This is a genomic window from Ruegeria sp. G12 (assembly GCF_056533565.1).
In genome coordinates this window covers 73,344-85,412 of sequence record NZ_JBQFOO010000013.1, presented here as the reverse complement: position 1 = coordinate 85,412, position 12,069 = coordinate 73,344, and the positions used below count along the sequence as shown (strand labels likewise).

Annotated in this window: 11 protein-coding genes; 4 read left to right on the top strand and 7 right to left on the bottom strand. The window is 58.7% G+C overall.

Going from position 1 to position 12,069, the window contains the following annotated elements:
- Window positions 1-125 precede the first annotated feature (125 nt).
- On the top strand, window positions 126-2,015 hold the full coding sequence (locus ACR0JN_RS21650; RefSeq protein ID WP_480888564.1) for a hypothetical protein: 1,890 nt from the start codon (window positions 126-128) through the stop codon (window positions 2,013-2,015).
- A 191-nt stretch (window positions 2,016-2,206) separates the two neighbouring features.
- On the opposite strand, the gene ACR0JN_RS21645 is transcribed toward ACR0JN_RS21650, so the two are convergent.
- The 3 genes from ACR0JN_RS21645 to ACR0JN_RS21635 are packed head-to-tail and all read right to left on the bottom strand — an operon-like array spanning window position 2,207 to window position 4,223.
- Window positions 2,207-3,700: a sulfotransferase gene (locus ACR0JN_RS21645; RefSeq protein ID WP_480888563.1), complete on the bottom strand. Its 1,494-nt coding sequence runs from the start codon at window positions 3,698-3,700 to the stop codon at window positions 2,207-2,209.
- On the bottom strand, window positions 3,697-3,960 hold the full coding sequence (locus ACR0JN_RS21640; protein ID WP_480888562.1) for a hypothetical protein: 264 nt from the start codon (window positions 3,958-3,960) through the stop codon (window positions 3,697-3,699). Before ACR0JN_RS21640 ends, ACR0JN_RS21645 begins: the two co-directional genes overlap by 4 nt.
- Window positions 3,957-4,223, bottom strand: a complete 267-nt coding sequence (locus ACR0JN_RS21635; RefSeq protein ID WP_480888561.1) for a hypothetical protein — start codon at window positions 4,221-4,223, stop codon at window positions 3,957-3,959. The genes ACR0JN_RS21640 and ACR0JN_RS21635 overlap by 4 nt, the downstream gene beginning before the upstream one ends.
- A gap of 273 nt (window positions 4,224-4,496) precedes the next feature.
- On the opposite strand from ACR0JN_RS21635, the gene ACR0JN_RS21630 reads away from it, so the two are divergent.
- Complete coding sequence (locus ACR0JN_RS21630) at window positions 4,497-5,765, top strand: arylsulfotransferase family protein (protein ID WP_480888560.1); 1,269 nt, start codon at window positions 4,497-4,499, stop codon at window positions 5,763-5,765.
- A gap of 131 nt (window positions 5,766-5,896) precedes the next feature.
- Window positions 5,897-7,222, top strand: coding sequence for a hypothetical protein (locus ACR0JN_RS21625; RefSeq protein ID WP_480888559.1), 1,326 nt, complete (start codon window positions 5,897-5,899; stop codon window positions 7,220-7,222).
- 30 nt (window positions 7,223-7,252) lie between these two features.
- On the opposite strand, the gene ACR0JN_RS21620 is transcribed toward ACR0JN_RS21625, so the two are convergent.
- Window positions 7,253-8,266: a ParB/RepB/Spo0J family partition protein gene (locus ACR0JN_RS21620; RefSeq protein WP_480888558.1), complete on the bottom strand. Its 1,014-nt coding sequence runs from the start codon at window positions 8,264-8,266 to the stop codon at window positions 7,253-7,255.
- A 77-nt stretch (window positions 8,267-8,343) separates the two neighbouring features.
- Window positions 8,344-9,771, bottom strand: coding sequence for an AAA family ATPase (locus tag ACR0JN_RS21615; protein ID WP_480888557.1), 1,428 nt, complete (start codon window positions 9,769-9,771; stop codon window positions 8,344-8,346).
- 387 nt (window positions 9,772-10,158) lie between these two features.
- Between ACR0JN_RS21615 and ACR0JN_RS21610 the strand changes: the two genes are divergently transcribed.
- On the top strand, window positions 10,159-11,166 hold the full coding sequence (locus ACR0JN_RS21610; protein ID WP_480888556.1) for a replication initiator protein A: 1,008 nt from the start codon (window positions 10,159-10,161) through the stop codon (window positions 11,164-11,166).
- 4 nt (window positions 11,167-11,170) lie between these two features.
- On the opposite strand, the gene ACR0JN_RS21605 is transcribed toward ACR0JN_RS21610, so the two are convergent.
- Both ACR0JN_RS21605 and ACR0JN_RS21600 read right to left on the bottom strand, forming a co-directional pair.
- Window positions 11,171-11,374, bottom strand: coding sequence for a hypothetical protein (locus ACR0JN_RS21605; RefSeq protein ID WP_480888555.1), 204 nt, complete (start codon window positions 11,372-11,374; stop codon window positions 11,171-11,173).
- 320 nt (window positions 11,375-11,694) lie between these two features.
- On the bottom strand, window positions 11,695-12,051 hold the full coding sequence (locus tag ACR0JN_RS21600) for a DMT family transporter (RefSeq protein WP_480888554.1): 357 nt from the start codon (window positions 12,049-12,051) through the stop codon (window positions 11,695-11,697).
- Window positions 12,052-12,069: the final 18 nt, after the last annotated feature.

Genomic DNA, 12,069 nt, shown 5'->3' with positions numbered 1-12,069 from the left:
ACACAGCACATCGCGTTCCTTTAACCCGGCTTTGACAGGTTTGAAATGCCCCTGAATTTCGTTAAAATCGGGTCCGGCTTTGCAGGAAGATATTGTTTGATGGTCTCGATTTACACGGTTGAAAGATGAACGGTGCCAAAGCCCCGGTCTGGGTTTTGTATCTTGCGGCGGCGGGTCTTGCAGCCCTCATGTTCCTGCCAACGGCCGGGATCGGCATCGCGCAATCAGGCTTCAACCCCGATGAATGGAGGTTTGCCGCCGGGCTCGAAACCGGATTTGCCGAAGTACATGGCCGCTGGGCAACGCATTGGGCGCATGAGGTCCTCTTTAGCTGGGACACACCGATTGCGGTTCTGCTCTTTATCCTTTTTGCAGCCTTGTTCGCCGTCGCGGTTCTGATCGCGCGCATAGCTGTTGCGCCGACCGGACCGGGGATGACCATCGCGTCTGTTCTGCTGGTCTTTCTGGCGGGGATCTCACATGTCTATCTGACCGCCGTTTTACATTTTCAAACGCAGGCCCCGTGGTTTTGCCTTGGTCTTTTGGCCTCTGTGGGGGCCATGACGCTGATTGCGCCCGCGCAAGGGACTTCCCCCTGGGGTCTGGTCTTGCGGGTCATTGTGGCAGCCGAGCTTCTGGCCATCGCGATCGGCTTTTATCAAAGCTATGCGCTGTTGGGCTTTCTGATCCCCGCCATGGTGCTGATCCGCGTTGACCGGTACGACCACCGGGAAAGCCTGTTCTGCCTTGGTCGTGTCCTTGTCGCCTCGGTGGCTGCTCTGGTGCTGTATCAGCTCCAGTTGCGGGCCACCATTTCCGTTCTGGACCTTGTCCCCAATTTTCGCTTCTCGGGCGGCGTGGACCAAAGCGTGATCCTTGAAAAACTGTCTGCCCTGCCCCGAATTGAAAGGCGGATTCACAGCGGCGGGCTTGTGGGTATGCCGCATCCCTATCGCGGTATTTTCCTGCTCACGGCTGCTGCGGCGGGCATAATGGTGCTGTTAGCGGCGATCAGAGCGCTTGTTGCACCACGCGCCTTTTCAGGCGGGGGATGGTTCGGGGCGATCCGGGTGCTGCTTGGCGGGTTCGGTGCGCTGTGCATCCTGCCGGTTCTGATCTGGTTCCTCTACCCAGAGCCCTATCTGATCGGGCGAACCATCGGGTTCATGGGCTTTGTCTTTGCCGGTGTTGTTCTGGCCTGCACCACGGTCTTTGCACATGGGATGGCGGGGCAGCCCGCATCCCGGCTGATCCCGGCAGGGGGGCTGGCCCTGGTGCTGGTCTTTGGCCTTGGTCAAACGGTGGCCTCGTCGCATATCTGGCCTTTGTTTCAGCGCGTGGCGGAACAGGATGTCGATCTGGCCGATGCGATTGTGAAACGGGCCCGGTCTATCGACGGGTTTGATATCAAGTCGACCCCGATCCGTTCCGTGGGTGGCCCTGCCGAGCAGAATCAAAGCTTCGGCAGCTTTCAGACCCCAAGCACGTTTGGCCGCGACATCGACATGAATTCCATTTTCCAGATCCTCTATGGCGCAACCGATTATGCCGGATCGGTGCTGGCACCGCCGAAACCCTGCGGGGCCTTCCCGGAAGAGGGCTCTGTTTTCATGGCCGAAGGTACGCTTTTCGTCTGCCTTGAGGCATCTGCCCCCCTTTCGGCACCATCCAACTGCTTTTCGCTGGCCGCAGACAGGGACGCTGCGCTGTGCTATTCAGACACGATCGCGGTTCTGATTGGTCAAACCTGCGCCGATATAGATCCCGGCAACGGGCAGATCGTTGTCACCCAACTGGACGGTGCAGGCGCGCGGCTCAGACAGCATCGCTACTACCCGCAGGCGTTGGCCACCGAGATGAACGGTCTCTGCCACAGGTTTGTTGAAACCACCGGTGAGCCATTTTCGGCATTGCGCATCGAGCATGCTGGCACCGCCCCCGGCAGTCACTGGCGTGTCGAACACAAAGCCGAGGATGCCCGCCCACTGAAAGAAATCTTTCCACACCGGCCTTAGCCACGCTTCTCCTCTTTTGTTGAGAATTGCCTTTGCGAAGTACCGGTTTTCCCCGCAAGATCAATAATTGCTGATAAGCGATACTTATCGAAGATGACTGAACGTATCTTAGCAGCCGGAAGGTTATTTGCAAAAAGCACAGAAAATGCGCGCACTCCGAGAACCGCTTTGATTTCTATAGCGGATTGACGTCAAACCACCTTCTGTAACTGATCCCGATGGGCACAGTCCTCCAACGCACTATAGATGTCGAGCGCCTCCTGCAAGTGTGCGGGATCGAACCTCTCAGCCTCGGCCAGATCGGGCTTTGAATGGAAATATTGCTCAAAACTCTGCCCATCGGGTGACAGGCCGAGGGTGTCATACAGCCCTTCCATCGTTGCCCGGGGAGACGCGCGCAGATCATCCTGCAGAAGAAAGATGCATTTGTCCTTGTACGCAAGCAGGTCCCGAAAGGCGCAGGTCCAGTATTGCAGCCAGTAGTCGGGCGTGTGGGTGTCTTTCTGCGCTGGCTCAAACCCGGAAAACAGAAAGGGTTTGTGCAGATCGCCGAATTCGAAATGACCGATATCCGACATGTAGCGGGTCACAAAGCTGTCTCGGGACTGCAGTTTGCTGAAGTTGTTATGCTGCCGCAGCAGGGACTCTGCATGGCTTTCAGGACGTCGCACCGGAACGACGATCCTGCAATCCGGGAAGGATTTGAACAGATAGGGTATCCGGGCAATGTTGGCATTGTTCTTCGAGCAATAGCGCGTTTTCTGAACGCTCTGCGGCCCGGCCTGCACATTGCGCGCCCTGATGATGCTGCTCATGTGATGGCGCAGGAACTGGTCGGCCTGTTCATCGGTGTCCACAGCTTCCCACAAGGGGATCGAGGCCCCTTTGTACCTGTCCGGCCAGAACATTTTCCAGATGACCTCCTCAAACGCTTCCGCGCTTTCAAGGTCGATCTCCATTCCGTCCCCATGGGCCCGCTGCCGCCGCCGCACGCCGCGCCGCTGGCCGCCAGCCAGCTTGTTCCACAGCACCGGGGCCGTCACAAAAGGCATATCGCGGTAGGTATGCGTCGCCACTTCGGGCGCATCATGCAGCGCGTTGAGGACCGCTGTAGTGCCGCCCCGCGCAAGGGAGGTCACGAAAATGGGGTTCGCTGCTTCGGGCATCGGAGGGCGCGGTATCAAGCGCGCCTCGATCCGCGCGGCCGCTTTCTGAACCGCCGGACCCGAGAAAGCCAGGTTATGAACGAACTGGTCCACGGGCGAGTATTGGGACCCGCCATTATCCTGCGGTGTTTCGCTGCGACGCAGGCGGCTGACGATCTTGACCGCAGCAAACGCCAGAACAGACACTATGACGATGTAATCCAGCCGCAGCATGACATCCAGCACCGCATTTGCAGGCACAAGCCCCGCAAAATCGGCCAGCAGGATGGGCAGACCCGCCGCAGCCAGCGCCAGAGCAATGCGCCATGTCAGGTTCAAACCGCCCAGGATCAGTTGCACCCCTGCCCGCCGTGCCGCGGCTTCCTTGGCATCGTCAGATAGTTGGTTGTCAAACAGCGCCGCCACGCCTGCCATGCTTGCGCCAACGATCTTATGGGCAATTCCCGCAATATTTGTCCACCACAGGGCGATAATGAACCCTGCAACAGCCAGAAGCGAAACGGCTACAGCCAGTATCATTGCGCCGGGTCGGTTTCGTTACCTGCACCAGCCGGGCCCTTTTTGCCGCGAAGCAGCCGCTTGAGCGGAAACCAGATCAGCCCGACAATAAGAAAGAGCCCACCCAGCACCACGGCAATCGTGACCGCGACCGCACCCAATCCGGCACCGGGGCCGATATAGGCATGCGCCGGGCTTGCCAGCATCAGAAACGGCAGCCCTGCGATCAGCCACAGCGGCATCAGACGCCCTCCGGCCCGGATTTTCGTGATCCAACTCATTGCGTGCATTCCTTCCAATCGGTTTCAAAATAGCTCAATGGGTAACATTTTGCATGGGCGATCTGGTCCCGCATCTGCCCGATGTCCGGGATTGCCCGGCAAACACCACCGGCCCCGCGGTCCGAAAACAAGCCAATGGTGAATGACAGAAAAATATGACCCGAACAGTCCGGCAATTTTTTGACGACGTGCTTCACTCTGCGCGCTTCAAACCCCCTAACACTGAACTTGTTACCCGGTAATACATTTGCCTTGCGGTCCAAGACTAAACCTCTTGGCAAAAAAATAGGAACATCAGACGCCCATATTGCAAGGCTTTAATGACGATGCGGTAAAATCAACTGCATTGTTGCTGGATCAGGCATTTTTGAAGGCGCGCGCCCAAAGCGGCAAACCCGTCTCAAATGCGCTGCAATAAGCCCCGCAATCGGACACGCTCATCCCCAAACAATCGATTTGAGCGGATTTAGGCTTGATCGCCGCCAGTCAAAAATCCAACGTTGCCCCATAGATCTGTAGATTGGGGTTTTGTGGTTATGTCTGATCGCCTACTTGCATTGCTGTCGCTGGCTTGTCTGTTGGCAATCACGTTCATCGCAGGGCTTGCGTCGGCCTATCTGTATCTGGCCCCTTACAGGATCGCGGTTGAGGCCTGGGAAGAGGTCAAAGCCTTCATGAAGGAACCTGACCGGCTGATGCCGGTGCGCTATGATTTTGAGGGCGTCCGCATTCACGACGCCGACGCCATGGCACCCGGTTCTACGCTCATCACATCGTATTTCCCGGAATTCGACTGGCATGCGGGTGTCCGGCTGATCGACGACTCTGGCACTGTCCTGCATTCCTGGGCCCCCGACCCGAGCGAGATTTTCGGCGGGCGGCATAACTACCCGTATATTCACGGCTCGCATCTTTTTCCCAATGGCGACATCCTGTTCAACTTCGAATTCATCGGGATCGCCCGGATGTCGGCCTGTGGCGACGTGTTGTGGGCCCTGTCAGAGCCTCGGGCGCATCATTCAATCTCGGCAAATGATGACGGCTCGTTCTGGGTGTCCGGCAATCAGGAGCTTCGCTCGCGCGATGGGCGGGACGAAAAGCTTATGGATATCCTGGCCTTCCCCGTTTACGAAGATTACTTCATGAAAGTCAGCGCCGATGGAGAGGTCCTGAAATCCATCAGCTCGATCGAAGTGTTCGAGAAAAACGGCCTGAGCGATGTGTATCTGCGGACGGGCCGACGCTATCGCGGCGATATCTTCCACCTCAACGACATAGAAGAACTGTCGCCAGAGATGGCCGATGAATACCCGCTGTTCGATGCGGGCGACATCGTCGTGTCGCTGCGCGATCTTCACATGGTCATGGTGCTCGACCCCGATACGCTTGTGGTGAAATGGCACACCTATTCAGACACGCTGTTTCAGCACGACCCCGATTTCATCGGTGACGGATGGATCGGCATCTTCGACAACAATTACGACAGGACCGAAGGGGGCAATCTGCAGGGCGGATCGCGCGTGGTGGCCATCCAGCCCCATACGGAGGAACGTGCCATCCTTTTCCCCAAACAGCCCGACATGCCGTTCTACACCAAGTGGTCGGGGAAATGGCAAAAGCTGCCCAATGGCAATCTGCTGCTGACCGAATCCCGCGCCGGTCGCGCGCTTGAGGTGACCAGCAGTGGCGAACCTGTCTGGGAATGGGTCATGGATCGGTATGACGCCAATCAGGTACCCGAGGTTATGGAAGCAAGCAGATACCCGATAACCGCAGAAGACGTCACCGCCTGGAGTTGCCCATGACATCCGACAGTGTTTCGCGCGCGAAACATCAGCGCGCGCCTTTTACCGGTGGCGGCTTAAAAGGTAAGATTTCAGGTCAATTGGTGTCTAACTAACACTGTTTTGCGTTATTTTCGGGTTTGAGGTTACGGATGCTGCGACGAATTTTGGGCGAAATTGTCAATGACATTCCCGATACGCGCCTGACGCTGTCCCACACCCTTGGACGTTTCAAAGCCTGGCTTGTGGCCAGCAAGGCCGATCTGGGCCTGGCCTTTGTGATCAGCCTTCTGGTCGGGGCAGGGTACTGGTTTCTGGCCAGCCAGATCCCCCTGGCCTTGATCGACCCGAACCGCGATGCATGGGTCTGGTTCGAGGCCGATCTGATCCGGGTCCATCCGGTGATGCTGGATCGCTATGCCAACAATTACCGAACCAATGTCCACCCGCTGCAGGCCATCATCATGTACACGCCGACCAAGGCGCTGATCGTGGCGGGCCTTTCTGAACGGCTGGCCGTTCTCGGCGTGCTTTCCGCCACGGCGGGCCTTTGGAGTGCGACCTTGTTCGGAGGATTCCGCGGCCTTGGCCTGCCCCGCTTTGACGCCGTTGTTTTCACGGCTCTGGGCGCGGTATCCAGCGCGGCCATCTTCTGGATGTCTGTGCCAGAGGTGCACGCCTTTGCCGGTCTGACAGTCACGATTGCCCTGGCGTTTGGTACATTGATGCAGCGCGGAACGATCCCGCCGATATTGCAGTCGATTTCCAGCATGATTGCATTCTCGATGACGATCACCAACTGGATGGCTGGCATTCTGACCGTGCTGGCCTGCAACTCCTACAAACGCGCCTTCCGCATTCTGGTCGACGGGTTTGCCATCGCAACGGTCATTTTCACCCTGCAGCGGATCGCCTTTCCGCGCTCGGACTTCTTCATTCCCCGCCTCAAATCGGAATTTGCCTATGTGCTGCACGATCTGGCCGGGGGGCCGCTGGACAAAATCCGAGCGTTCTTTGCCTATACCATCGCCATTCCCGAGGTACCGTTTCTGGACAATCCGGTCTTCCCCGAATGGATGCGCCTGTCCGTGCAGTTTTCCCCTGTTCAGACACTGGCATGGGTTGGTCTTGCGGGGCTCGTGCTCTGGGCCATCGTGTTCATCACAGGTCTTGCCCGGGCCATCCTCACCCCGGGACCGAATGCGCCGGTCGCGCAAGCCCTGCTTTTATACTTGCTGTTCGAAGGGGTGCTGCATTTCTTCTACGGCGATGAGACATTCCTCTATTCCATGAGCTACGTCCCGGCGATGTTCCTGCTAGCCGGGTTTTCCGTGCTTGGAAAAGGCCGCCCGTTCTTTCTGACCATGGCGGTCATTGCCATCCCGTTTCTGGCCTATAACAACATTTCCGAGTTTCTGCGTGTCACATCGGATTTGCAGGCCCATGCGGACGCGCTGTTGCAGGCCGCGGGCAATTAAACCCAGTTCCGTGGTTTAGCGACCCCAGGCCTATACGGTCCGGGACTTTAACCACTCACACAGGTCCAGATAAAATTCATCTGACATGCCGCGGCCCGATAATGTGAGTTTCGAAGCATCGCGGCTGAGCTGCAGACGGATATCCCCAATCTCTTCGGACAGGGGCGCGTTGGGTTCCGGGCTGGTAAGCTTTGGCTGCGCCGCGCTGATCGCCTTGGTTAGAGCCGAGATTTCAGCTTCGGGGTTCGGGGAGGCAGCAGCGTCCAACGCCCTGGTCAGATGCCCTGCCCGCTTCGGCTCGTCCTTCAGAACCTTCGCAATTGACAGCCCCAACCGTTCGGGGATGGCTGAAGCAAAGCGCAAGTGATCATCCAGCGCGCGATAGATTGCAACAAATGACCCGATCTTGGATCGTTTGGCCCGGCTGGCCGAGGCGAACAACCCGCGCAGGGCGGCGGCCTCGTCCGGGTAAACGCCCTGCTCGGCCGCGCGGGCTACGATCCGGGCGCGTTCGTAATAGCTCAGCCCGACGCGGATCTCGTTTTCCTCGACCATGGCCACATAGGCATCGGATGCACTCTGTGGCTGCCTGAGGAAAGCGCGCACGGTGGCAAAGCGCGCCTCGCCGGTTTCCTGCACCAGCGCCCGCAGCGCGGTCATGCGCCGCCAGCCCGAGATCAGGCCGTACCGCCCGCCCTCCAGTTCCACGACCTCGATCGGTGTCTGCTGGCCGCGCGCCTTCAGGCTTTCCTTCAGCGCCTCCATATCGGCGTCATCGGCGACCAGACGGTCGCGCACCAGATAGGTTTCCTCAATGGCGTCCAACGGCAGGTCCTGCACCAACCGGCCCTCGGCGCGAGCGGCGCGCAGTTCTCCGGACAGTTCTTCCAGCGCAGCCTGCGCCGCCGTGGCCCCGGCTACCTGCGCAACCGGGGGTGCGGATCGTGGCGTATCCGTGGGGAACATGGACCTCACCCCGGGGGCCTGGGTGCCATCCGCCAGATAATCCGGCCGGGCAGGGGTCAGTCGTTTGCGTTTTGCCATCACATTCTCCTTTTCCGGCGCGGATCAGACTCTGTTTCGGGGACCGGCGGATGTGTTTCGCGCGCGAAACATGTCCCTCAAAGTGTCAGTTCCGGCGTTCCCGCCTGTTCTTCCTGTTGCGCCAGTTCCTCGCCCCGCCAGACCCCGATCAGCAGCTTCTTGAACGAGGCATAGGTGGCATCAAAGGTTTCCCGCCCGCGCACATAGGTCTCGCGGTTGAAATCACGGTAATCGGCCTCGTAGATGCCGTTAACCTGTTCCCCGGCCTGCCCGATCAGCGCCGTGTAGCCCTGCCAGTGTGGCGACAGCGTGCGGCCCAGATAGGCTTGCATCAGCCCGGCCAGCTCGGCTTGCTGGCTGCCGTCATAGCGAGTGATGACCGTGCGCACCGCATCCCACTGAAACGCCATCTCAGGCCGCCCCAGCGCGCGGGCGGCCATGTTCTCTCCGTCTTCGATGGATTGGAAAGTGGAATGCAGCATGTCGAAGAAGCGCCCGGTAGAATCAAACTCCAGGAACGAGGCCCCCATGGGCACCAGCAGAATGTCGGATGCGGCCAGACCGTTGATGGTCAGATAGCCAAGGGCAGGGGGGGTGTCGATGAAGATGATGTCATAGTCATCCAGTACGCCATCTTCTTCCAACGTCTCGGTCAGCGCATCCCACAGCTTCCAGCTGCGGCCCTGCATGCGCCAGACCGGGATCTGAAACTCGGCCCAGTAGAGGTTCAACTGCGCCCCGATCAGATCGATATTCGGCCAGTGTGTGTTCTGGATCAGATCACCGCTGCGCCGCTTCAGTGCCTCGGACAGGGTGTCGTCGATCGGATGCGGGGCCTCCCCCCGGTCCAGCCGCCCCTGATTGTCGCGGCGCAGGTGGGTGGCATAGTGGCGGGCGAGCAGGGGGAATACGGTCTGCCACTCATCGCTTACCTTGCCGCCGAAGATCGAGGTCATCGAGCCCTGGCTGTCCAGATCGATCACCAGCACCCTGTAGCCGTCCAGCGCCGCCGACATAGCCAGATGGGCGCAGGTGGATGTCTTGCCGACGCCGCCCTTGAAATTCGCCACCGAGACGATCTTGGCGGGCAGCCCCTTGGGGCGGTAGGGGCGGTACTCTTTCGCCTTGGACCCTTCCGAGGCGAAATGCAGGCGCAGGCGCAGCACTTCATCCAGCGTGAACCACTTGGCCCCGCCTTCGGTCTCCGACTGTCCCTGCGGCAGATCCGGGTTGCTTTTCAGCACTCGTCGGAAATGAGCAGGCGCGACCGGGATCAGGTATTTGGTGATCTCCCAGGTTGAAAACAGCCGCAGCTTTTTTTGCCCGCCCTCTTCCAGTCCCCGGTTTGCCAGATCGGCCCGGCCTCGGGCACAGGCATCTGCGATACCCGAGAAATCATCTGTGCCGGTGGGATCCCCAAGCTCTGCGTAAGCCAGATCGGGGTCGATGTTGAAATAGGGGGGAAGCCCCTCGGATGTGCCCGCGCGCATTGAAAACCTGCCCATGTTCTATGTTTTCTTCAATATACCATAAAAGATGGCATGTGGAAGCATTTTGAGCATAAAGCTGGATTTTCTAAGCAAAAAGAACGGGTAAAGACCCTCTGAACGGTGGCTTTTTGGCCTGTTGGAAAAAATTATTCTGTTAGAATCCTGTTATCTTATTAGTTACGGCATTATCTTGGTCTTTCTAAGCGTAAGAAAAAAAACAGCTTTTTGTCACTTTTGGTATCTATAGTGAATCTGATCCCACGATATGGTGACTCTGAACCCACGTTGGACTGACTCTGAACCCACGTTCCGGCGGCTTTACGCCCCCTGTGGATAACTCTACGGTGGGCGTCAATAAAACCACGAACAAAGATTCGGGCAGGAACATATGGGCAGGGCAGTATGAGCGGGTCAGGGGCGTTATTGCCTGACCGGCACCCAACGGGCGATTTTTTTGTATGCGATATCTTCGATGCGCTGCCCAAGACAGATATGGGGTCGATGGAGCATCCGATGTTCTCGCTCTCGACCCGGCCGGATCGGCGGATTCTGAATTACGAACATAACGGGGTCGAGATTACGGTGACGCCCTCGGTGCGTGGTCTGGCGACGATCCATGACAAGGACATCCTGATCTTTTGCATCAGCCAGCTGATGGCGGCGATCAATGCGGGCCGGACAGTCAGCCAGGTTTTGCACCTGAAGGCGCATGATCTGCTGGTGGCGACCAACCGCGAAACCAGCGGCGATGGCTACAAGCGCCTGCGTGAGGCGTTCGAGCGGCTGGCCGGCACCCGCATCACCACCAACATCGTCACCGGCGAGAAAGAGACCACCACCGGCTTCGGCCTGATCGAAAGCTGGGAGATCGTCCGCCACACAAGGGCGGGCCGGATGGTCAGCGTCAGCGTGAAACTGTCGGACTGGCTGTTCCGCGCGGTGCTGGCGAAATCGGTCCTGACCCTCAGCCGCGATTATTTTCGCCTGCGCAAACCGCTTGAACGGCGGATTTATGAACTGGCACGTAAACACTGCGGTCGCCAGCCCGAGTGGCGGATCTCGGTCGAGGTGTTGCTGAAGAAATCCGGCTCGGCCTCACCGCGCCGGGTGTTCCGCAAGATGATCCGCGATATGATCGCCGCCGATCACCTGCCCGATTACGAGATGACCGAAGAGCCGGGCGACCTGATCCGCTTTACCCGCCGCGGTCAGGTGGTCGAAGGGCCGGACAAGCCGATCCTGCCGTCAGAGGCGCTGGAAGAGGCGCGGGCGATGGCGCCGGGTCGCGATGTCTATGCGCTGGAGGCGGACTGGCTGGCCTATTGGGCCGCGTCAGGGCGTCCGCAGATCAGAAACCCGCATCGGGCGTTTTTGGGCTATGTGGCCAAGCGGGTGGCGGGGCGGGACTGACGGGTCAGCCTGTGTAGGCGTGGCCCTGTTTCTGCGTGCGTGTTTTCATCGACCGGGCGGTGCAGGCCACAAGGATGGCCGCTGCGATGATCAGCCAGCCGGTCAGCGCGTAGAACCCCAATGCCATCAGGATGGAATAACCGGAGACCAAAGCCATCCCACCAGCGCCGAGGCCGACAAGGACAGCTAATCCAATAATTCCCAGCATTGTTCCAAGCCCTCCAGGTTATGGCCTTGGCCTTAGCGCGATCCCAGGTGGGCGGCAGCCATGCCATGGGCAGATACCCACTTACAATTCCGGCACGGAATCATGGCAAAACTTTGAACCACCAGGGGTTAAAATTTGGTTATTGGATACCCGACGGGGCACTGCCCCAGTACTCGCTCGAAACTACGTATTATTGAGGCATCAGAATGCCTGCGCGAATTGTTTCGTAAAATCTTTACACGGGCAATGCGGGATCGAAAAGGCCGCTAAAACGTGCAAATCTCCGCCTGTATACGGTGACGTTGGGTAAACTTTTCCGGTCAGCCCTGTTTGACCTGAGACAGGACGAAGACACCGGCGATGACCAGCCCGATGCCTGCGATTTTCTGCAGGTTCAGGGTTTCGGCAAACAGAAAGTAACCGACGACCAGAATGCCCACCATCGCCAGGCCCGTGACGGCGGGGTAGGCGATGCTCAGCTCAAGGCCGCGGATAGCGACGATGAAGCTGCTTAGCAGCAGCAACCCGCTGATCAGACCGGCCCATGCCCAGGGCGAGGCTATAAGGGCGCGAATGTCGAAAGGTCCTGAAAGCTGCTGTACGGCCAGCTTGAACGAGACGTTGGTGCAAATGTTCGCGCAGACCGCAACCAGCAGGGCAGACCAGTATAGCGACATGGGTGTTCTCCTTCGTGT

Excerpts from the sequence above, each read along its gene's own strand:
- ACR0JN_RS21605 (WP_480888555.1), bottom strand. The coding sequence starts at position 11,374 with ATGCTGGGAATTATTGGATTAGCTGTCCTTGTCGGCCTCGGCGCTGGT.
- ACR0JN_RS21650 (WP_480888564.1), top strand. The coding sequence starts at position 126 with ATGAACGGTGCCAAAGCCCCGGTCTGGGTTTTGTATCTTGCGGCGGCG.
- ACR0JN_RS21645 (WP_480888563.1), bottom strand. The coding sequence starts at position 3,700 with ATGATACTGGCTGTAGCCGTTTCGCTTCTGGCTGTTGCAGGGTTCATT.
- ACR0JN_RS21610 (WP_480888556.1), top strand. The coding sequence starts at position 10,159 with ATGAGCGGGTCAGGGGCGTTATTGCCTGACCGGCACCCAACGGGCGAT.
- ACR0JN_RS21630 (WP_480888560.1), top strand. The coding sequence starts at position 4,497 with ATGTCTGATCGCCTACTTGCATTGCTGTCGCTGGCTTGTCTGTTGGCA.
- ACR0JN_RS21640 (WP_480888562.1), bottom strand. The coding sequence starts at position 3,960 with ATGAGTTGGATCACGAAAATCCGGGCCGGAGGGCGTCTGATGCCGCTG.
- ACR0JN_RS21600 (WP_480888554.1), bottom strand. The coding sequence starts at position 12,051 with ATGTCGCTATACTGGTCTGCCCTGCTGGTTGCGGTCTGCGCGAACATT.
- ACR0JN_RS21625 (WP_480888559.1), top strand. The coding sequence starts at position 5,897 with ATGCTGCGACGAATTTTGGGCGAAATTGTCAATGACATTCCCGATACG.
- ACR0JN_RS21620 (WP_480888558.1), bottom strand. The coding sequence starts at position 8,266 with ATGGCAAAACGCAAACGACTGACCCCTGCCCGGCCGGATTATCTGGCG.
- ACR0JN_RS21615 (WP_480888557.1), bottom strand. The coding sequence starts at position 9,771 with ATGGGCAGGTTTTCAATGCGCGCGGGCACATCCGAGGGGCTTCCCCCC.